The sequence below is a fragment of the Pantoea sp. CFCC18179 genome (assembly GCF_059412405.1).
Genome location: NZ_JBNBPM010000007.1, coordinates 222591 through 243826 on the forward strand (window position 1 = coordinate 222591; position 21236 = coordinate 243826).

Consider the following 21236-nt stretch of genomic DNA (forward strand, 5'->3'; position numbering starts at 1 on the left):
TAAAAAAACCCTTCCACCTGGGAAGGGTTTTTTGCCAAACGTTTCGCTTAGATATCGATGTTGGCGGCTTTCAGCGCATTCTCTTCGATGAAGGCGCGGCGCGGTTCTACTGCATCGCCCATCAAGGTCGTGAATAACTGGTCAGCAGCAATCGCATCCTTGATGGTCACGCGCAACATGCGGCGGCTATCTGGATCCATGGTGGTTTCCCACAGCTGCTCTGGGTTCATCTCACCCAAACCTTTATAACGCTGTACTGATAGGCCGCGACGCGACTCTTTCACCAACCATTCAATAGCTTGCTCGAAGCTGGTTACCGGCTGACGACGTTCGCCACGTTCAATAAACGCATCTTCTTCGATCAGGCCGCGCAGCTGCTCGCCCAAACCACAGATTTTGCGGTATTCCGGTCCATCAATGAATTCGCTATCCAGTGGATAATCGGTATCGACGCCGTGTGTACGTACACGCAGCACCGGCTCGAACAGGTTCTGTTCGTGATTGGCGCGAACGTGAGCCAGATAGCTACTGCCATGCGCTTCGCGCTCGGTCAGATACGCCACCAAACCGTCAATCCAACCTTTCACCGCCGCTTCATCGCTGAGATCGCTCAACGTTGGGTGATAAATCAGGCCACGCAACAATGCCACCGGGAAACGGCGCTCCATGCGTTTGATCATGCGTTGGGTGCCGTTGAAATCCGCCACCAGGGTTTCCAGCGGCTGACCTGCCAACGCAGGTGCACTGGCGTTAGTGTGCAGCGTGGCACCATCGAGCGCGATCGCGATTTGATACTGATCCATCGCTTCGTCGTCTTTAATGTACTGTTCTTGCTTGCCTTTCTTCACTTTATACAGTGGCGGCTGAGCAATGTAGACGTGACCACGTTCAACGATTTCTGGCATCTGACGGTAGAAGAAGGTCAACAGTAGCGTACGAATGTGCGAGCCGTCGACGTCCGCATCGGTCATGATGATGATGCTGTGATAACGCAGTTTGTCTGGGTTGTATTCGTCACGGCCAATACCGCAACCGAGCGCGGTGATCAGCGTGGCGACTTCTTGCGAAGCCAGCATTTTGTCGAAGCGCGCTTTCTCAACGTTGAGGATTTTACCTTTCAACGGCAGAATCGCCTGGTTCTTACGGTTACGGCCCTGTTTTGCTGAGCCGCCCGCTGAGTCCCCTTCCACAAGGTAGATTTCAGACAGCGCGGGATCGCGTTCCTGGCAATCAGCCAGTTTGCCTGGCAGGCCAGCCAAATCCAGCGCGCCTTTACGGCGGGTCATTTCACGCGCACGACGTGCTGCTTCACGTGCACGTGCAGCATCGATAATTTTGCCGACCACGATTTTGGCGTCAGATGGGTTTTCCAGCAGATATTCCGCCAGCAATTCGTTCATCTGCTGCTCAACCGCGGATTTCACCTCAGAAGAGACCAGTTTATCTTTGGTCTGTGAGGAGAATTTCGGATCCGGCACTTTCACCGAAACCACTGCAATCAAGCCTTCACGCGCATCATCGCCGGTGGCGCTGACTTTGGCTTTCTTGCTGTAGCCTTCTTTATCCATGTAGGCATTCAGCGTACGCGTCATCGCTGCACGGAAACCAGCCAGGTGCGTGCCGCCGTCGCGCTGCGGGATGTTGTTGGTGAAGCAGTAGATGTTTTCCTGGAAACCATCGTTCCACTGCAACGCCACTTCCACGCCGATGCCATCTTTCTCGGTCGAGAAATAGAACACGGTTGGGTGGATTGGGGTTTTGTTCTTGTTGAGGTATTCAACAAACGCCTTGATGCCGCCTTCGTAGTGGAAGTGATCGCTCTTGCCGTCACGTTTATCTTCCAGACGAATCGACACGCCAGAGTTGAGGAACGACAGTTCGCGCAGGCGTTTTGCCAGAATGTCGTACTCAAACTCAATCACGTTGGTGAAGGTTTCATAGCTCGGCCAGAAACGCACACGAGTACCAGTAGCATCGGTATCGCCCGACACCGCCAGCGGCGCTTGTGGCACACCGTGTTGATAAATCTGCTGATGCACTTTGCCTTCGCGACGAATCGTCAGCTCGAGCTTCTGCGACAGGGCGTTGACGACCGAAACACCTACGCCGTGCAGACCACCGGAAACTTTATACGAGTTATCGTCAAACTTACCGCCGGCGTGCAGCACGGTCATGATCACTTCTGCCGCAGAAACACCCTCTTCCGGGTGAATACCGGTTGGAATGCCACGGCCATCATCTTGGACAGATACGGAGTTATCAGCATGAATAGTAACAACAATGTCACTACAGTGACCGGCGAGCGCTTCGTCGATAGCGTTATCCACGACTTCGAATACCATGTGATGCAGACCGGTGCCGTCATCCGTATCGCCGATGTACATACCCGGGCGTTTGCGTACCGCATCAAGCCCTTTAAGGACTTTGATACTTGAGGAGTCATAAGAATTCGACATCAACGTTTCTCGCTCATTTAATCTTCAGGTTGAACCACTATTTTACCCTGTTCCACGCGGAACATCTTGCCCTTTTCGTCACTCATGTCGATTACATGCTCAACACCAATGGCGCTGACAAACACTTGAGCCTGCGTGGCTTTTAGGCGTTCAGCTAACAGCCGACGACGGGTGTCATCCAGCTCGGAGGCAAAGTCATCAATCAAGTACAAACAGCGTCGTCCGCTGCTGCGCGTCAGATATTCGCCCTGCGCTAAGCGCAGCGCACACATCAGCAGTTTTAATTGACCGCGTGAGAGTAAATCTTCCACCGGCGTACCTTCTGCACGAATACGAAAATCGGCTTTGTGCGGGCCGCTGGCGGTATAAGTAAGCGCACGATCGCGCTCGAAATTGCGTTCCAGCAGTTCGGCGTAGTCGCTCTCTTTATCCCAGCCGCGCTGGAAAGAGAACTTCAATTCGAACTCCGGTAAAAATTGGCCGCAGGTAGCGATAATTTCACGGGAAATTGCCGCGCTGTATTCGGCGCGCCAGGCACTGATTTGCTCGGCCAGCGGCACCAATTCCTGATCCCACGGACGGATCTGGCTATAACGTGTCACCTGGCGCAACGCCGCATTACGCTGTTTTAGCAGCCGACGTAAGTTGCTCCAGGCATTGAAGAAGCCGGGTGAAGCGTGAAAACAGCCCCAATCGATATAGGCACGGCGATATTTTGGCCCGCCATTCAGCAAGGTAAAACCTTCGGGCGTGATCAGCTGCATCGGTAACAATTGCGCCAACTCGGCGACTTTATGGCCGTCGCTGCCATCAATACGCACTTTGCTGTCGCCAGCGCGATTTTTGGTCAATCCCACCGACAATTCACGTTCGCTGCCTTCAATGCGGCCGTGCAGAATAAAAGCATCCTGCTCGTGACGAATCACCCGACCGTTTTGCAAACTGCGAAACGCGCGACCATGGCCCAACGTGTAAATCGCCTCCAGCACGCTGGTCTTGCCGCTGCCGTTGGCTCCGACAAGGAAATTAAAGCCCGGCGCTAACGTCAGATCGGCTTGCTCGATGTTGCGAAAATCTTTAATCAGGAGGCGGGTTAAAGCCATGAAGTATTCCGGGATGAAGAGATATTCTCACCTCTCCCCATTACGGGAGAGGCTGGTTGGGGGAAGAACGCGCGCGCTGTCCCTCCCCCTAGCCCCCTCCCACCAGTGGGCGGGGGAATAAGATGATCACAATCTCATTGGCATCACAACATAGGCCGCAGCCGGACTGGCAACATCTTCGATTTGTACACTCGATACGCCATCAGTCAGCAGTAAGCGTACGTTTTCGCATTTCAATGCATTCAGTACATCCAGCACGTAACTGACGTTGAAACCGATCTCCAAGTCGGTGCCGTTATAAGAGACATCCAGCATCTCTTCGGCTTCTTCCTGCTCAGGGTTATTCGCCGTTATTTTGAGCTGATTTTCGGTGATATAGATGCGAACACCACGGAATTTCTCGTTGGAGAGGATCGCTGCACGAGCAAACGCCTGCTTCAAAATGTCACAGCCGGCTTCCAGCGCTTTGTCCGGATTCTTCGGCAATACGCGGCGATAATCCGGGAAACGGCCATCAACCAGCTTCGAAGTGAAGATAAAGTCGCCGACATGAGCGCGAATGTTGCTGCTGCCAATCTGCACCTGAAGTGGCGTTTCGCCGCCATCCAGCAAGCGCATCAATTCAATCACGCCTTTACGCGGCACGATCACCGAATGGTTTGGCAGCGCCTGACCAATGGGCATCGCGCACACAGCCAGACGGTGACCATCGGTAGCGACGGTGCGCAGCTCTTCGCCTTCGGTTTCGAACAACATACCGTTAAGGTAATAACGCACATCCTGATGCGCCATCGAGAATTGCGTGGCTTCAATCAGGCGTTTCAACGTCGCCTGCGGCAAGGTGAATTCCACCTCGCTCTGCCAATCATCCAGATTCGGGAAATCGCTGGCCGGTAGCGTTGACAGTGAGAAACGGCTGCGGCCAGAGCGCACCAGCATTCTGTCGCCTTCCAGCGTCAGGCTGATTTCAGCGCCTTCCGGCAATCCGCGGCAAATATCGAGGAATTTACGTGCGGGGACCGTAGTCGCACCGGGTTCGTGCGGCTGTGTTAACGCCACGCGCGCCACCATCTCCATTTCCAGATCGGTGCCGGTCAGTCGCAGCGAACCTTCGCTGACTTGCAGCAGTAAATTTCCCAGGATCGGCAGCGTTGGACGTCCGCCCAGCGGGCCGCTAACCTGTTGCAATGGCTTCAGTAACTGCTCACGTTCTACAATAAATTTCATATGCGTCAGGAAGATAGTGTTCGAATGAGGTTAGAGAAATCTTCTTTGATGTCGTGGCTCTCTTCACGCAACTGCTCGATTTTACGACAGGCGTGCAGCACAGTGGTATGGTCGCGGCCACCAAATGCATCGCCAATTTCCGGCAAGCTGTGGTTGGTGAGCTCTTTCGCCATCGCCATCGCCATTTGGCGCGGACGCGCTACCGAACGCGAACGGCGTTTCGACAACAAATCCGCCACTTTAATTTTGTAATACTCGGCCACCGTCTTCTGGATATTGTCGATGGTGACTAACTTTTCCTGCAACGCCAGCAAATCGCGCAGCGCTTCACGCACGAAATCGATAGTAATCGCGCGGCCAGTAAAGTTGGCGTTAGCGATGACGCGGTTCAGCGCGCCTTCCAGCTCACGCACATTGGAGCGTAAACGCTTAGCAATAAAGAACGCCACTTCGCCAGGCAGGCGGATATCGTTTTCATCTGCTTTCTTCATCAGGATCGCCACGCGCGTTTCCAGCTCAGGCGGCTCGATCGCCACGGTTAATCCCCAGCCAAAGCGCGATTTCAGGCGATCTTCGACGCCATTGATCTCTTTTGGATAGCGATCCGAGGTCAGGATGATCTGTTGATTTCCTTCCAGCAAGGCGTTGAAGGTGTGGAAAAACTCTTCCTGCGAACGCTCTTTATTGGCAAAGAATTGGATGTCATCGATCAGCAGCGCATCAACCGAGCGGTAATAACGCTTAAATTCTTCGATGGCGTTGTTCTGCAAGGCTTTAACCATGTCTTGCACAAAACGCTCGGAGTGCATGTACACCACTTTGGCATTCGGCTTGCGCGCAATAATGCCGTTACCCACCGCGTGCAACAGGTGAGTTTTACCCAAACCGGTGCCGCCATAAAGGAAGAGTGGGTTGTAGGCTCCGCCAGGATTGTCCGCCACCTGACGTGCAGCCGCGCGCGCCAACTGGTTCGATTTACCTTCAACGAAGTTATCGAAGTTATGGCGGTTATTCACATTCGAGCGATAAGTGACATCGGCCGGCGCGGGAACGGAATCCCAACTTGGGCGCAGAATTTGCGCCGGGGCCGGACGATTTTCTACCGGTGCCGGCGCGTTGTAGCTGGCCATCGCCGGTTGTTGGCTGGCCGCGACCTGTGCAGCAGGACGCGTACCGACTTCAAAACGCAATAACGGCACATTCGCACCGCAGAATTCATTCAGCAGCCCATTGATACTATTGAGATATTTATCTCTAACCCAGTCGAGTACAAACCGATTTGGTGCATACAAGGTCAGCGTATTGTCGTTCAATTCAGCTTGCAGCGGACGAATCCACATGCTGAATTCGGTGGCAGGAAGCTCATCCTGCAAACGGGCAAGACACTGTTGCCAAAGCGTAAGTGACACGGCGGACTCCACTCGTACAAAATCGATAAGAATTTTAGGCGCTAATAAAATAGAAACGTAATTTTTAGACACAGGCGGTTGGAAAGCGCCTGCGACCGCTATTCGCGGTAGTCCTCCCCGGCGATCGCATTGAGGATCGTCAGCGGAAGGGCGGATCATAGCGTAAAGCTGGCGAGAGATCTTCCCTTTCTACACAGTTTTGATCCAATTTATCCACAGGCTAGTGGAGCGCAAATGAGTTTACGCTTTCTACAAAAAAAGCCAGCGTTAATATGGCTGAAAGTGGCATTTTTTCTGGCAAGCTCTCGTTTGCGCGCAACAGATCTGCAAATTGATCGCAAGAAGATCCTGCGCGATCCTTGCGCTTTACCCCATAGCCCGTATAATTCCCCACCCGGCATTATTGCGTGAAGCCTTGATGCCCGGAATCAGCGGGCTGTATCTGGGTTTCCAGGTGCCGCGACCAGCGAAGTAAATTGACTCTGGACTGTACAATTATTACAATCCCGCCTCTTTATTAAAGACACATTGAGGCGTTGGTCGATTTACTGGCCCGAAAACGCGTCACCCAGTGAAAATTTTCAAGTTTAGGTAGAAATCGCCATGAAACGCACTTTTCAACCGTCCGTACTGAAGCGCAACCGTTCACACGGTTTCCGTGCTCGTATGGCAACAAAAAATGGTCGTCAGGTTCTGGCACGTCGTCGTGCTAAAGGCCGTTCTCGTCTGACCGTTTCTAAGTAATAAAGCTAACCCTCGTGGTTAAGCTCGCATTTCCCAGGGAGTTACGTTTGTTAACTCCCACTCATTTCACTTTCGTCTTCCAGCAGCCACTCAGAGCCGGTACGCCGCAAATCACCATCCTCGGCCGCGCTAACTCGCTGGGGCATCCCCGCATCGGTCTCACCGTCGCCAAAAAACATGTGAAACGTGCTCATGAGCGCAACCGGATCAAGCGATTGACCCGCGAAAGCTTTCGTCTGCGTCAACATGAACTTCCGGCGATGGATTTTGTGATCGTGGCTAAAAAAGGGATTGCCGACCTTGATAACCGTGCGCTGACGGAAGCGTTGGAGAAATTATGGCGTCGTCACTGTCGCCTGGCTCGCGGCTCCTGATTGCCCTGATACGCGTTTATCAACGCGCCATCAGCCCACTGCTGGGACCTCATTGCCGGTTCCATCCCACCTGTTCGCAGTATGGGATTGAGGCCTTACGCCGTTTTGGCGTTGTAAAAGGCAGTTGGTTGACGATAAAACGCGTATTAAAATGCCACCCTTTGAACCCGGGTGGTGACGATCCTGTGCCGCCAAAAACCTTTGATACCAGAGAACATTAACGATGGATTCGCAACGCAATCTCTTTCTCATCGCTTTTCTGTTCGTGTCGTTTATGATCTGGCAAGCATGGCAGACGGACCACGCTCCGCAGCCACAGCAGACCCAGACCACGCAAAACACGAGTAGCGCAGCGGGTGATGCCGCCACTTCCGGCGTGCCGGCTAGCGGACAGGGTAAAACGATCACCGTTAAGACTGATGTCCTGTCACTCAACATCAATACACGCGGTGGCGATATTGAGCAGGCTGAGCTGCTGACTTACCCAGACAAACTGGGTTCAGATGCACCTTTCCAGCTGCTTGAAACCACTCCAGCTTTCGTTTACCAGGCGCAGAGCGGCTTAACCGGTCGTAACGGCCCGGATAACCCGAACAATGGCGCACGTCCGCTGTACACCACCGCACAAGACAGCTTCACCATGGCTGATGGCCAGAGCGAACTGCGTGTGCCGCTGACCTGGACCGGTGAAAATGGCGTGGTTTACACCAAAACCTTCGTCTTCAAGCGTGGCGAATATGCGGTAAACGTCGACTACAACATCAACAACACCACCCAGCAGCCGCTGGAAGTGGCGATGTTTGGTCAGTTGAAGCAGACCATCGAAGTGCCTAAGCACCGCGATACCGGCAGCAACAACTTTGCTCTGCATACTTTCCGTGGCGCAGCGTACTCGACCAGCGATGCGAAATACGAAAAATACAAATTCGATACCATCGCGGATAACGAGAACCTGAACACCACTACCGGCAACGGATGGGTGGCAATGCTGCAACAGTATTTTGCGACCGCTTGGGTGCCGCGCACTCAGGGTAACAATCAGCTGTATACCAGCAACCTCGGCAACGGCGTTGCGGCAATTGGTTATAAATCTGCCCCAGTGACCGTTGGCGCGGGCGCACAGCAAGAGCTTGGCGCAACGCTGTGGGTTGGCCCGGAAATTCAGGACAAAATGGCGGCCATCGCGCCTCACCTGGATTTGACCGTGGATTACGGTTGGTTGTGGTTCATCTCGCAGCCGCTGTTCAAACTGCTGAAATTCCTGCACAGCTTCATCGGTAACTGGGGCTTCTCCATTATCGTTATCACCTTCATCGTGCGTGGCATCATGTACCCGCTGACTAAAGCGCAGTACACCTCGATGGCGAAGATGCGTATGCTGCAGCCGAAAATTCAGGCGATGCGTGAACGTTTAGGCGATGACAAGCAGAAGCAGAGCCAGGAAATGATGGCGCTGTATAAAGCTGAGAAAGTGAACCCGCTGGGCGGCTGCTTGCCACTGGTTATCCAGATGCCAATCTTCCTCGCCTTGTACTACATGCTGTCAGGGTCGGTTGAACTACGTCATGCACCGTTTGTACTGTGGATTCACGACTTGTCTGCGCAGGATCCGTTCTACATTCTGCCGATTGTCATGGGTATCACCATGTTCTTCATTCAGAAGATGTCACCGACCACCGTGACCGATCCGATGCAGCAGAAGATCATGACTTACATGCCGGTTATCTTTACCGTGTTCTTCCTGTGGTTCCCATCAGGTCTGGTGCTGTACTACATCGTCAGCAACCTGGTTACCATTCTCCAGCAGCAGCTGATTTATCGCGGCCTGGAAAAACGTGGCTTGCATAGCCGCGACAAGAAGAAAGCGTAACGTCTGACTGCACCAGCAGCAGCGTATACTCAAGGGGCGGCATTTATGTCGCCCTGTTTTTTTGTTTTGAGAAAAGGTGAATTATGAGCCACAGCGACACCATCGTTGCCCAAGCTACGCCTCCCGGCCGAGGCGGCGTCGGCATTCTGCGTATCTCCGGCGCCAAAGCCGCTGATGTCGCGCAAGCGCTGCTGGGCAAGCTGCCGAAGCCACGCTATGCCGATTATCTGCCGTTTACCGATGCCGATGGTAGCGTGCTCGATCAGGGCATTGCGCTGTGGTTTCCAGGTCCGAACTCTTTTACCGGTGAAGATGTACTGGAGCTGCAAGGTCACGGCGGGCCGGTGATTCTCGATCTACTGCTGAAACGCATCGTCGCTCTGCCGGGTTTGCGCATCGCGCAGCCGGGTGAATTTTCTGAACGCGCCTTCCTCAACGACAAACTCGACTTGGCACAAGCCGAAGCGATTGCCGATCTGATCGATGCCAGTTCAGAACAAGCCGCACGCTCGGCGGTCAACTCGCTGCAAGGCGCATTCTCGCTGCGCATCAATGCGCTTGTGGAAGCACTTACTCACCTGCGCATCTATGTGGAAGCGGCTATCGACTTCCCGGATGAAGAGATCGATTTCCTTTCGGACGGCAAAATCGAAGCGCAGCTGAATGTTGTGATTGGCGATCTCGACGGCGTGCGCGCCGAAGCGCGTCAAGGCAGCCTGCTGCGTGAAGGCATGAAAGTGGTGATTGCTGGACGCCCGAATGCAGGTAAATCCAGCTTGTTGAATGCGTTGGCCGGTCGCGAAGCGGCGATTGTTACCGACATCGCAGGCACCACGCGTGACGTGTTGCGCGAGCATATCCACATTGACGGCATGCCGCTGCACATCATTGATACCGCCGGTTTGCGTGAAGCCAGCGATGAAGTGGAACGCATTGGTATTGAACGTGCGTGGCAGGAAATTGAGCAAGCAGATCGCGTGTTGTTCATGGTTGATGGCACCACCACCGATGCCACCGAAGCCGCCGCCATTTGGCCCGATTTCGTGGCGCGTCTGCCCGATGCGCTGCCAATTACCGTGGTACGCAACAAAGCAGATATGACGGGCGAAGTGCTGGGCCTGAGTGAAGTGAATGGCCACTCACTGATTCGCCTCTCGGCAAGAACTGGTGAAGGCGTAGATGCCCTGCGCGATCACTTGAAACAGAGCATGGGTTTCTCCGGCAATATGGAAGGTGGATTCCTCGCGCGTCGCCGCCATCTGCAAGCGTTAGAGTTAGCAGCCACTCACTTACAGCAGGGCAAACACCAACTGCTTGGCGCATGGGCCGGCGAATTACTGGCGGAAGAGCTACGTTTGGCGCAGCAGGCGCTGAGCGAAATCACCGGCGAATTCACCTCCGACGATTTGCTCGGCAGGATCTTCTCTAGTTTCTGTATTGGTAAGTAATCACCTTGCTCTTGGTCGCCATGAATGGCGACCCTACGGCGTTTTAGTGCGGTTTTCCTCGGATGCACACAATGCTCCTGTAACATGCATGTTTGTTATTTGGCTCCCCCTGCGCTTTGCAGTATAACGATCGGTGCCCGGCTAAAAGCGCATCGGTGTCCGGGTACATTTTTATTCATGCCAAACATTCGGCGCGCATTTGCCGCCTGAACAGGAGAGAAACATGAGTACAACGCTCGACAGCGTGGCGCTGAACGCGCTGTTCAATGAAGCCCGCACCCACAGCTATTGGCAGGACAAACCGGTTTCGCAGGATGTGTTGAAGCAGCTCTACAATCTGACCGCGCTGGGCCCAACCTCGGCTAACTGCTCGCCGGGGCGTTTCGTGTTTGTCACGTCAAAAGAAGGCAAAGAGAAGCTCAAGCCCGCGCTCTCTTCTGGCAATGTCGATAAAACCATGGCTGCACCGGTTACGGTGATCGTGGCGTGGGATCCTGAATTCTACGAAGCGCTGCCGAAGCTGTTCCCGCACGGCGATGCGCGTAGCTGGTTCACCAGCAGCCCGGATCTGGCCAAAGAAACCGCCTTCCGCAATAGCAGCTTACAAGCAGGTTACTTGATCCTGGCGGCGCGTTCGTTGGGATTGGATGCTGGCCCGATGTCCGGTTTTGATCCATCGAAAGTGAATGAAGCGTTCTTCAGCGAGAACAAATGGCAGGTTAACTTATTGATCAATCTCGGTTATGGCGAAGCCAGCAAACTGCATGCGCGTTTGCCGCGTCTGGGCTTTGATGAAGCCAGCACCTTTGCTTGATTGATTAAAAACAGGCGTCGGACTCACGCGCGACGCCTGTTTTTACGCGGTTATCCCAGCGAATGAAAACCGCTGTTGAAGTAGATCATCGGCTCTGCCGCTTCACCTGGCAGAGCAATACCGACAATGCGCGCCAGCAGCACGCTGTGCGTGTTCCACTCCACTACTTTCTCCAGCTGGCAATCGAAGCTCACCAGCGCATCAGCCAACACCGGCGCGCCGGTATTTAGCGTCTGCCATGTGCCGGTTTGAAAACGCTCGTCGCGGCGAGAGGATTGGCTGAACTGCGCGCATAAATCGCTGTGCTGTTCGCGCAGCACGTTGACGGCAAACTGCCCGGCGGCAACAAAAGCATCGTGACTGGAGGCGCTGCGATTGACGCACACCAGCAAACTTGGCGGTTCGGCCGCCAGCGAACTGACTGAAGTGGCAATTAGCCCCAGTTTTTCGCCCTGAAATTCGGTAGTAACCAGAGAAACGCCCGCGGTTAAGCGGCGCATGCCGTGACGAAACTCATCAAGCGAGATCGATTCCTGGCGAGAAATAGCAGTATCCGACATAAGAAAACTCCGACGTGCCTGATGTTACGATGCGCACGATTGGCAGATGAATGAATAGTTAGCGCACTTCGATGTGCCTTTTTACTGCCCAAATCCTACACCACATCACACAGTTAGGCACTCAATCCAACGTTAAACTGCAAAAGCGTTCTAAGCAAAGCCGCGAACTGGGATTGTCAATTCGCCTCGTCCTTATCTGAATTTCGGTTATTCCATCTTAAGCCGGATGCAAACCCATGAGAAAATTCTTACAATAGCAATTGATGATTATTCGACCATTTTCACGGAGCGACAGATGGCTAGTCATTTTGTTCGTTGGATAGGTAATCCGACCTTCTCATCCGAGAATCTACGCATCCCGCAGGATGTGATTCTGAGTGCCGATCGCTTTCCCGACAAGCGTCGCGGACGCTTTCTGGCGGCCCGCGAATTGCTGGCGCAACTGATGCTGCGCGTCTATGGCATTCGCGAACTTCCCGCGCTGGTGACCACCAGCAGCGGGCGACCTTGTTTTGCCGATCCTAATCTGCCAGATTTCAGTATTTCCTATGCGGGAAATACCATTGGCGTTTTGCTGGCTGAAGAAGGCGGACGCGCGGGATTGGATATGGAGATCGTGCGCGCGCACAGCCGTCAAACGCAGGATATGCTGACGCAAGATCTCTCTTCCGGCGAGAAAGCGTGGATCAACGCGCAGCAAGATTTTATGGAGGCGCTGACGCAAATCTGGACGCTACGCCAAAGCATTCTCAAACTCACCGGTGAAAACGACAGCGGCATTGGTTCATTGCGCTTGCATCCGGCGGCCGGACGACTGCGTTCCAGTGTGTTTCCGGATATTCAGGCGGTGTGCGACGCTGAGCCAACCTTGGTGTGGTCTTGCGCGTTATCGCCAGGCACCGAGCGTTTACGTTTGTGGGAGATTGATGGCGCGCAACAGTGGCAAGCGCTGCGCGATATTGAGATGAGTAAACCGAATATTGGGCCGCGAACCTTGCGCCTGACCAGTTTGGTCGCGCCTCAGGAAATCGGACATCCATAATAAAACAGGCCGCAATCGCGGCCTGTTTTATTTAGTGTGCATCGATAAAAACGATTTTCAGCACAAACAACAGCGCCACTACCACCACGCACGGGCTGATTTCACGCCAACGGCCGGTTCCCAACTTCATCACGCAGTACGAAATAAAGCCCAGTGCGATACCTTCGGTGATCGAGAAGCTAAATGGCATCATCGCCGCGGTGACAAACGCCGGAACCGCTTCGGTGAGGTCGTCCCATTGCACGCGTGACAGCGATGCCGTCATCAGCACGCCGACATAAATCAGAGCACCCGCCGCCGCATACGACGGCACCATCGCTGCCAACGGTGACAGGAACATCACCAGCAGGAACAGAACGCCGGTAATCACTGCCATCAAACCGGTGCGGCCACCAATCGAAACGCCTGACGAGCTTTCAATGTAGGCGGTGACGGAAGACGTGCCGATCAGCGAGCCGGTAACTGAGCTGATACTGTCGACGTACAGTGCCTGCTTCATGCGCGGGAATGTGCCTTTCTCGTCGGTTAATCCGGCTTTATCGGTCACACCAATCAGCGTGCCGGACGAATCGAATAAGTTGACCAGCATAAAGGAGAAGATCACACCGGCCATGCCGATGTTAAACGCGCCTTTGATATCCACTTGGCCGACAACGGAAGTGATTGCAGGCGGCGCCGCGAACACGCCGCTGAATTTCACGTCGCCGATAATCAGCCCCAACACGGTGGTGACCACAATCGACACCAGCACCGCCGCGTGAATGTTGCGCGAAGCCAGAATAGCGATGATGAAGAAGCCGAGCGCACCCAATAACACGCTGTGCGAGGTCAGATTGCCCACAGCCACGATGGTATCGGGATTCGGTACGATGATGCCGGCGTTTTTCAGCCCCATCATGGCAATGAACAGGCCGATACCGGCAGTGATGCCAACGCGCAGACTGAGCGGGATATTGGCAATCATCCAGTAGCGCACGCGCAACAGCGTGAGGATCAGCAAACCTAAAGCGCCCCAGAAGATCGCGCCCATGCCGATCTGCCACGAATAGCCCATCGCGCCAACCACCACAAATGCGAAGAAGGCGTTCAAGCCCATCGCCGGTGCCAGCGCCACCGGCAGATTCGCCACTAGCCCCATCAAGATGCTGCCGAACGCGGCAATCAAACAGGTGGTGACAAACACCGCTTGGGTATCCATGCCCGCCACGCCGAGAATTTGCGGGTTAACGAAGACGATGTAGACCATCGTCAGGAAAGTGGTGCAACCAGCAATCACTTCGGTGCGCACCGTGGTTCCGTGTTCTTGCAACTTGAAAACGCGCTGCAATAGGCCCTGATTATTCATTTCGCTGTTCCGATATAAAAATTTATCGCCGCGTATCCTATAGGCTTTAGCTGCGCAAAACACTGATTTTTGGCAACCGATTGCCCGGGGTCGCTTTCTGCGCTCAGTGCGCTAGAGTGTCAGCTTATTGTTTAACAAAAGGATGATGTGCGATGTCGGTTGAATGTATTTTTTTTGATTGCGATGGCACGCTGGTCGACAGCGAAGTGATCTGTACGCAATCCTACGTCAACACCTTTGCCCGCTACGGTATTGAACTCTCTTTGCAGCAGATGTTTGAAAAGTACAAAGGGGTGAAGCTTTACGACATCGTGCGTGACGTACTGGCTGAGCATCAGCTTGAGTTGCCACTGGAAGAAGTAGAAACCGCCTACCGCGCAGAAGTGGCGCGTCTGTTTGATCTCGATTTGCAGCCGATTGCCGGTGCCAAAGCGTTGGTTGAGAGTGTTAAAGCGCCGATGTGCGTGGTGTCTAACGGCACGGTAAAGAAGATGCAGCATTCGCTGGGATTAACCGGCATGTTGCCGTATCTCGACGGGAAGTTGTATAGCGGTTATGACATCAACCATTGGAAGCCGGATCCTGAGTTGATGTATCACGCAGCCGAGCAGATGCAGGTGCCGATTGAGAAGTGCATTTTGGTGGATGATTCCGAAGCGGGTGCGCGAGCGGGGATTGCGGCAGGGATTCCCGTGTTTTACTACTGCGCTGATGCGCATAATCCCGAGTTAGATCATCCGTTGGTGACGCGTTTTGAGGATATGGCGCAGTTGCCGGAGTTATGGCGGGCGCGCGGCTGGGATTTGGTTAAGTAGTAAGGTGCGCGCTGTCCCTCATCCCAACCTTCTCCCGCACGCGGGAGAAGGGGCCGATCCAGCTCGGACGTAACAACATCAATTAACCAATCGCACCCAGCGAATCTTCGTTGCTCTGCTTCTTCGGCAGCAGGAACAGCGTCGCAACGATATCCAGCAGGTAAATCAGCGCCAGCAGCGTGATCGCTGCGGTGAACGAAATGTTGGTCGCCAGCAATCCAATCACTAACGGGCCAAATCCGCCCACGCCGCGCCCTAAGTTGAACAACACGTTCTGTGCCGTGGCGCGTGCTTGTGGCGGGAAGGTGTCAGAAATCAGCGCGCCGTAGCCGCCAATCATGCCATTGACGAACATGCCCATGATCGCGCCGGTGAACAGCATCACGGTAGGATCGCGCAGCTGTGCATACACCACCACCATCGCCACCGCGCCAAACTGATACAGCAGGAAGATTTTCCAGCGCGCGAAGCGATCGGCCAACACGCCAAACAGCCAGATGCCGAATGTCATGCCGACCACCGTTACCGCGGTCCACAAGCCTGATTTAGTCAGACTGAAGCCGAAGTTGGATGACAGATAGCTCGGCATCCAAATCATCAAACCGTAGTAACCGAAGTTCTGCACCGAGCAAAGAATCAAAATGCCCAGGCTGGCTTTGCTGGTGGCGCGATCGGCAAACAGCATTTTCAGGCGTGCGGTGAAGGAGAGATGCGGGGTTTTATCAACGTGGCGGGTAAACTCTTCCGGCTCACCCATGCTGCGACGAATCACAAATGACACCAGCGCGGGCAGCAAACCAACCAGGAACATGCCGCGCCAGCCAATCACGCTGAGCAGCGGTGGGGTGATAAAGGCCGCCAGCAGCACACCTAACTGCCAGCCGATCCCCACCCACGCCGAGGCGCGGTTACGCTTCTCTTTCGGCCAGGCTTCGGCGATCAGCGCCATGCCAATGCCGAACTCGCCGCCTAAACCTACGCCCGCCAGCGTGCGATACGCCAACAGATCCCAATAACCTTGCGCCACCGCGCACAAACCGGTGAACACCGAGAACATCAAAATGGTGACGGTCAGAATGCGGATGCGGCCATAGCGATCGCTGAGGTGACCAAATACGATGCCGCCAATCACCGCGCCGATCAGCGTCCAGGTGACCAATGAACCGGCTTGAGAAGGATCGAGCGCTAAGGAGACGCTGATCGCCGGCAGCATAAAGCCGAGAATCAGCAGATCAAATCCGTCCATCGCGTAGCCGCTGATGGCAGCAACCATGGCTTTCGCGGGCGTTATGGCTTGTTTTTTGGGTATTGGGGAAGACATGTAACAGCACCTGGCAGAAAAAAGTGTGCCAAGTATAAAGAGAGGGTCGCGCGGAGAACAGGCAGAATTTGAACAGACTGCCTGTTAACCTCAGCGGCAACAGGCAGTCAAAGCGTCAATCAAGAGGGTTTATTGCTACCGTCGTCGCCCGACAACAGTTCATCCAACTTGTCGCCGCCCACATGACGGAAATCCTGACCTTTTACGAAATAGAAGATAATTTCGCAGATGTTCTGGCAGCGATCGCCGATACGCTCAATGGCGCGTGCGCAGAACAGCGCAGTCAACACGCTTGGAATGGTGCGCGGATCTTCCATCATATAGGTCATCAACTGACGCACGATGCCTTCGTACTCTTTATCTACCTTCTTGTCTTCACGGTAGATTTTGATGGCTTCGTTAAGATCCATGCGCGCAAACGCATCCAGCACGTCATGCAGCATTTGTACGGTGTGATGACCCAGCGCTTCAAGGCTTACCAGCAGCGGCAAATGCTGTTGGCTGAACTTCTCCAGTGCGGTGCGGCTGATTTTCTCGGCCACGTCACCAATACGTTCCAGCTCAGAGATGGTCTTGATGATCGCCATCACCAGGCGCAAGTCGCTAGCGGTTGGCTGGCGCTTGGCGATAATGCGCACGCAGGCTTCATCAATCTCCACTTCCATCATGTTGACCTTCTGATCGCCATCAATGACGTGACGCGCCAGTTCACCATCCTGATTGTGCATCGCAGTGATGGCGTCCATCAGCTGCTTCTCAACCATGCCGCCCATGATCATCACTTGGGTGCGAATGTGCTCCAGCTCCGCATTAAACTGACCGGAGATGTGTTTGTTCAGATTTAAATTATCCATGTGCGTCTCCTGAATCAGCCGTAACGACCGGTGATGTAATCTTCGGTCTGCTTCTGTGCGGGCTTAGTGAACAACGTATCGGTATCGCTGAACTCAATCAGTTCGCCCAGATACATGAAAGCGGTGTGATCGGAACAACGTGCAGCCTGTTGCATGTTGTGCGTCACGATAACCACGGTGTAATCCTGCTTCAGCTCGGTGATCAGCTCTTCGATACGACCGGTGGAGATCGGGTCGAGTGCTGAACACGGCTCATCCAGCAACAACACTTCCGGGCGAATGGCGATGCCGCGCGCGATGCACAAACGCTGCTGCTGGCCGCCAGAAAGACTGTAACCGCTCTGATGCAGCTTGTCTTTGGTTTCATTCCACAGCGCGGCTTTGGTCAGCGCCCACTGCACGCGCTCGTCCATATCGGCACGCGACAGCTTCTCAAACAGGCGCACACCAAACGCGATGTTGTCGTAAATCGACATCGGGAATGGCGTTGGCTTCTGGAATACCATGCCAACGCGAGCACGCAGCAGGGCGATGTCCTGATGCGATGCCAGAATGTTGTCGCCATCCAGCAGGATGTCACCTTCTGCACGCTGCTCAGGATAGAGCGAGTACATCTTGTTGAAGGTACGCAACAAAGTGGATTTACCGCAGCCTGATGGCCCGATAAACGCCGTTACCTGGTTTTTAGTGATATCCAGGTTGATGTTTTTTAGCGCGTGAAACTTACCGTAATAGAAGTTCAGATTACGGACCTGAATTTTACCGGCTGTTGAAGTCACGTTACTCATTCTCGTCTCTCATGTGCAGCGCCGCCGAAGCCGCGCCGGGAAATTAATGTTTGCTCTTGGCGAAAATCACACGCGCAACAATGTTCAGCAACAGCACGCACAGCGTAATAATCAGCACCCCCGCCCAAGCCAGACTTTGCCACTCGGCAAATGGACTCATGGCGAACTTAAAGATGGTGACCGGCAAGTTGGCGATTGGCTGCATCATGTCGGTGCTCCAGAACTGGTTCGACAGCGCAGTAAACAGCAGCGGAGCGGTTTCACCGGCGATACGCGCAACGGCCAACAGCACACCGGTGATGATGCCGGATACCGATGCTTTCAGCGTAATCGCTGAAATCATCTTCCACTTCGGTGTACCCAGCGCGTAAGCCGCTTCACGCATGCTGTCTGGTACCAGACGCAGCATGTTTTCAGAGGTACGAATCACAATCGGGATTTGCAACAGCGCCAACGCTACCACGCCCGCCCAACCGGAGAAGTGCTGCATCTGCGAGACCACGATGGTGTAGACGAACAAGCCCACCACAATCGATGGTGCTGACAGCAGAATGTCATTGATGAAGCGAATCACTTCCGCCAGCCAGTGTTTACGGCCATATTCGGCGAGGTAAATACCGGCCATGATGCCCAATGGCGTTCCGATGATCGTTGACCAGAAAATCAGTAAGCCGCTGCCGACCAGGGCGTTAGCTAAACCACCGCCCGCAGTATTTGGCGGCGGCGTCGATTCGGTGAACAGCGACCAGCTTAAACCATCAACCCCGCGCGTTACGGTGGTGAACAGAATCCACACCAACCAGAACAGGCCGAACGCCATGGTCATCAGCGATAACGTCAGAGCGATTTTGTTTTTAGTACTGCGCCACGCCTGCATTTTGCGGCGGGAGGCTTCCAGCTCAGCGCGAGCCTGAACTTCAATAGCGGTCATGAACGGGCTCCTTCACTCTTCGCCAGGCGCAGGATCATCAATTTAGAGATCGCCAGCACGATAAAGGTAATCACGAACAGAATCAGACCCAGCTCCATCAGCGCAGCAACGTGCACGCCAGATTCCGCTTCGGCGAATTCGTTGGCCAGTGCAGAGGTAATACTGTTGCCCGGCATAAACAGCGATGCGCTATCGAGTTGGTAAGTGTTACCGATGATAAAGGTCACGGCCATGGTTTCACCCAACGCACGACCTAAGCCCAGCATCACGCCGCCGATCACGCCGTTTTTGGTGAACGGCAGCACGATGCGCCAGATCACTTCCCACGTGGTGCAACCGATGCCGTAAGCGGACTCTTTCATCATCACCGGCGTCTGCTCAAACACATCACGCATTACCGAAGCGATATATGGAATGATCATGATGGCGAGGATCACGCCCGCAGCAAGAATACCGATACCAAAGGCCGGGCCAGAGAACAGCGTGCCGACAATCGGGATATTCGCTAACACATCGCCAACCGGCGTCTGGAAGTATTGGGCAAACAGCGGAGCAAAGATGAACAAGCCCCACATGCCGTACACAATACTGGGAATTGCCGCCAGCAATTCAATCGCGGTGCCCAGTGGACGGCGCAGCCAGCTCGGTGAAAGTTCAGTCAGGAACAGCGCAATGCCGAAGCTCACCGGCACAGCGATGATCAGCGCAATAATTGAGGTTACGAGGGTGCCGTAAATCGGAACCAGCGCACCAAATTGTTCGTTCGGCGCATCCCAAGTTTTATTCCACAAGAAGGAAAAACCAAATTTTTGGATGCTTGGCCAGGAGGAGAAAATCAGGGAGACGATAATGCCGCCCATCAACAACAACACGATAAGCGCGGATAGCTTGACCAACGCGCCGAAAATCATGTCGCCTTGTTTACCGGGGGCTTTGAACGTCGGCTTAGTGGCAGCCATAGAATTCTCTGTTCTCAGGAGGATGTCAGGGCGGCAATGATGCCGCCCATTGGGTTGGCCAGCCGTGTTGGCTGGCCGGGTCGTTCAATTACTTGTACAGCGCTTTACCGGAGCTATCTTTGATGTTCGCTTTCCAGGCTGCACGAATCTGGTCAGCTACGCTCTGTGGCAGAGCGGCGTAATCCAGAGCCATTGCAGTTTTGCTGCCGCCTTTGTAAGCCCAATCGAAGAACTTCAGCACTTCGCTACCTTTCGCTGCATCAGCTTGCTCTTTGTAAACAAGGATGAAGGTGGTAGAAGTGATTGGCCATGCATTGTTGCCTTTCTGGAAGGTCAGATCCTGAGCAAAAGATTTGCTCCAGTCTGCGCCTTTCGCGGCATTAGCAAAGCTGGTTTCGCTTGGAGAAACAGATTTGCCATCAGCATCCATCAGGTTGGTGTAGGTCAGGTTGTTCTGCTTGGCGTATGCATATTCAACATAACCGATTGAACCTGGCAGACGCTGTACGAATGCAGCTACGCCGTCGTTACCTTTACCGCCCAGACCGGTTGGCCAGTTAACGGTGTTACCTTTACCGATTTTGCTGTTCCACTCTTCGTTCACTTTCGCCAGGTAGCTGGTGAAGACGAATGAAGTACCGGAACCGTCAGCGCGGCGAACCACGTTGATGTTGGTGTCTGGCAGTTTCACGCCTGGGTTCAGTTTAGTGATCGCCGGGTCGTTCCACTTTTTGATGGTACCCAGGTAGATGTCACCTACGGTTTTGCCGTCGAGTGTCAATTCACCTGATTTCACGCCTGGGATGTTAACAGCCAGTACCACACCACCGATTACGGTAGGGAACTGGAACAGACCGTTTTTCTCCAGATCTTCATCTTTCATTGGCGCATCTGACGCACCGAAATCGACGGTTTTAGCGATGATTTGCTTCACGCCGCCTGAAGAACCAATACCCTGATAGTTGATTTTGCTACCGGTGGCTTGCTGGTACTCTGCTGCCCACTTGGCATAAACCGGTGCCGGGAATGTACCGCCCGCACCAGTCAGATCGGTTGCTGCAAAAGCAGATACCGCGCTTACTGCGAAGGTGGCGGCAAGGATTCGGGCTACGGTGCTACGCATCAGTGTCATGTTCCCTCCAGGGGATTTAAAAAATCAGGCTCAATGCCATTTTA

Annotated in this window: 21 protein-coding genes; 9 read left to right on the forward strand and 12 right to left on the reverse strand. The window is 54.0% G+C overall.

Annotated elements, in window-relative coordinates; genetic code table 11:
• Nucleotides 1–47: 47 nt before the first annotated feature.
• The 4 genes from gyrB to dnaA form a co-directional block, all read right to left on the reverse strand.
• Entirely contained in the window at nt 48–2456 is a 2409-nt protein-coding gene (gyrB, locus tag ACPUC7_RS15345) for a DNA topoisomerase (ATP-hydrolyzing) subunit B (protein ID WP_494923571.1), read from the reverse strand.
• A gap of 17 nt (nt 2457–2473) precedes the next feature.
• A complete protein-coding gene (gene recF, locus ACPUC7_RS15350; protein WP_494923572.1) occupies nt 2474–3559 on the reverse strand; it encodes a DNA replication/repair protein RecF in 1086 nt (361 codons plus the stop codon).
• 126 nt (nt 3560–3685) lie between these two features.
• The gene (gene dnaN, locus ACPUC7_RS15355; RefSeq protein ID WP_343553082.1) at nt 3686–4786 is read right to left on the reverse strand and encodes a DNA polymerase III subunit beta; all 1101 of its coding nucleotides are present in this window, start codon (nt 4784–4786) and stop codon (nt 3686–3688) included.
• 5 nt (nt 4787–4791) lie between these two features.
• On the reverse strand, nt 4792–6195 hold the full coding sequence (gene dnaA, locus ACPUC7_RS15360) for a chromosomal replication initiator protein DnaA (RefSeq protein ID WP_343553145.1): 1404 nt from the start codon (nt 6193–6195) through the stop codon (nt 4792–4794).
• Between the two features lie 234 nt (nt 6196–6429).
• Between dnaA and ACPUC7_RS15365 the strand changes: the two genes are divergently transcribed.
• The 7 genes from ACPUC7_RS15365 to ACPUC7_RS15395 all read left to right on the forward strand — a co-directional run bounded on the left by ACPUC7_RS15365 (nt 6430) and on the right by ACPUC7_RS15395 (nt 11445).
• Nucleotides 6430–6606: a hypothetical protein gene (locus tag ACPUC7_RS15365; protein ID WP_494923573.1), complete on the forward strand. Its 177-nt coding sequence runs from the start codon at nt 6430–6432 to the stop codon at nt 6604–6606.
• A 192-nt stretch (nt 6607–6798) separates the two neighbouring features.
• Nucleotides 6799–6939, forward strand: coding sequence for a 50S ribosomal protein L34 (gene rpmH, locus ACPUC7_RS15370; protein ID WP_003849659.1), 141 nt, complete (start codon nt 6799–6801; stop codon nt 6937–6939).
• 14 nt (nt 6940–6953) lie between these two features.
• Entirely contained in the window at nt 6954–7313 is a 360-nt protein-coding gene (rnpA, locus tag ACPUC7_RS15375; protein WP_494923574.1) for a ribonuclease P protein component, read from the forward strand.
• Complete coding sequence (gene yidD / locus ACPUC7_RS15380; protein ID WP_007893564.1) at nt 7277–7534, forward strand: membrane protein insertion efficiency factor YidD; 258 nt, start codon at nt 7277–7279, stop codon at nt 7532–7534. Before rnpA ends, yidD begins: the two co-directional genes overlap by 37 nt.
• Nucleotides 7535–7536: 2 nt before the next feature.
• Nucleotides 7537–9183 carry a membrane protein insertase YidC gene (yidC, locus tag ACPUC7_RS15385; protein WP_343554519.1) on the forward strand — a complete coding sequence of 549 codons (1647 nt, stop codon included), beginning with the start codon at nt 7537–7539 and terminating at the stop codon, nt 9181–9183.
• Nucleotides 9184–9266: 83 nt separating this feature from the next.
• The gene (mnmE, locus tag ACPUC7_RS15390) at nt 9267–10631 is read left to right on the forward strand and encodes a tRNA uridine-5-carboxymethylaminomethyl(34) synthesis GTPase MnmE (protein WP_494923575.1); all 1365 of its coding nucleotides are present in this window, start codon (nt 9267–9269) and stop codon (nt 10629–10631) included.
• Nucleotides 10632–10854: 223 nt separating this feature from the next.
• Nucleotides 10855–11445: a malonic semialdehyde reductase gene (locus ACPUC7_RS15395; protein ID WP_343554517.1), complete on the forward strand. Its 591-nt coding sequence runs from the start codon at nt 10855–10857 to the stop codon at nt 11443–11445.
• A 50-nt stretch (nt 11446–11495) separates the two neighbouring features.
• On the opposite strand, the gene ACPUC7_RS15400 is transcribed toward ACPUC7_RS15395, so the two are convergent.
• On the reverse strand, nt 11496–12005 hold the full coding sequence (locus tag ACPUC7_RS15400; RefSeq protein WP_494923576.1) for a flavin reductase family protein: 510 nt from the start codon (nt 12003–12005) through the stop codon (nt 11496–11498).
• A gap of 295 nt (nt 12006–12300) precedes the next feature.
• On the opposite strand from ACPUC7_RS15400, the gene ACPUC7_RS15405 reads away from it, so the two are divergent.
• Entirely contained in the window at nt 12301–13047 is a 747-nt protein-coding gene (locus ACPUC7_RS15405; RefSeq protein ID WP_494923577.1) for a 4'-phosphopantetheinyl transferase family protein, read from the forward strand.
• A 31-nt stretch (nt 13048–13078) separates the two neighbouring features.
• On the opposite strand, the gene ACPUC7_RS15410 is transcribed toward ACPUC7_RS15405, so the two are convergent.
• Nucleotides 13079–14392 (reverse strand): NCS2 family permease, encoded by a 1314-nt coding sequence (locus ACPUC7_RS15410; RefSeq protein ID WP_343554514.1) that lies wholly within the window; start codon nt 14390–14392, stop codon nt 13079–13081.
• Nucleotides 14393–14544: 152 nt separating this feature from the next.
• On the opposite strand from ACPUC7_RS15410, the gene yieH reads away from it, so the two are divergent.
• Entirely contained in the window at nt 14545–15207 is a 663-nt protein-coding gene (gene yieH, locus ACPUC7_RS15415) for a 6-phosphogluconate phosphatase (protein ID WP_343554513.1), read from the forward strand.
• Between the two features lie 82 nt (nt 15208–15289).
• Here yieH and ACPUC7_RS15420 read toward each other — a convergent pair whose 3' ends face one another.
• The 6 genes from ACPUC7_RS15420 to pstS all read right to left on the reverse strand — a co-directional run bounded on the left by ACPUC7_RS15420 (nt 15290) and on the right by pstS (nt 21192).
• Nucleotides 15290–16528 carry an MFS transporter gene (locus tag ACPUC7_RS15420; RefSeq protein WP_494923578.1) on the reverse strand — a complete coding sequence of 413 codons (1239 nt, stop codon included), beginning with the start codon at nt 16526–16528 and terminating at the stop codon, nt 15290–15292.
• 119 nt (nt 16529–16647) lie between these two features.
• Nucleotides 16648–17382 (reverse strand): phosphate signaling complex protein PhoU, encoded by a 735-nt coding sequence (gene phoU, locus ACPUC7_RS15425; protein WP_007893583.1) that lies wholly within the window; start codon nt 17380–17382, stop codon nt 16648–16650.
• Between the two features lie 14 nt (nt 17383–17396).
• Nucleotides 17397–18170, reverse strand: coding sequence for a phosphate ABC transporter ATP-binding protein PstB (pstB, locus tag ACPUC7_RS15430; protein WP_343554511.1), 774 nt, complete (start codon nt 18168–18170; stop codon nt 17397–17399).
• Between the two features lie 43 nt (nt 18171–18213).
• A complete protein-coding gene (gene pstA / locus ACPUC7_RS15435; RefSeq protein WP_494923579.1) occupies nt 18214–19101 on the reverse strand; it encodes a phosphate ABC transporter permease PstA in 888 nt (295 codons plus the stop codon).
• Entirely contained in the window at nt 19098–20060 is a 963-nt protein-coding gene (pstC, locus tag ACPUC7_RS15440; protein ID WP_494923580.1) for a phosphate ABC transporter permease PstC, read from the reverse strand. The genes pstA and pstC overlap by 4 nt, the downstream gene beginning before the upstream one ends.
• Nucleotides 20061–20148: 88 nt before the next feature.
• Nucleotides 20149–21192: a phosphate ABC transporter substrate-binding protein PstS gene (pstS, locus tag ACPUC7_RS15445; protein WP_494923581.1), complete on the reverse strand. Its 1044-nt coding sequence runs from the start codon at nt 21190–21192 to the stop codon at nt 20149–20151.
• Between the last annotated feature and the right edge of the window lie 44 nt (nt 21193–21236).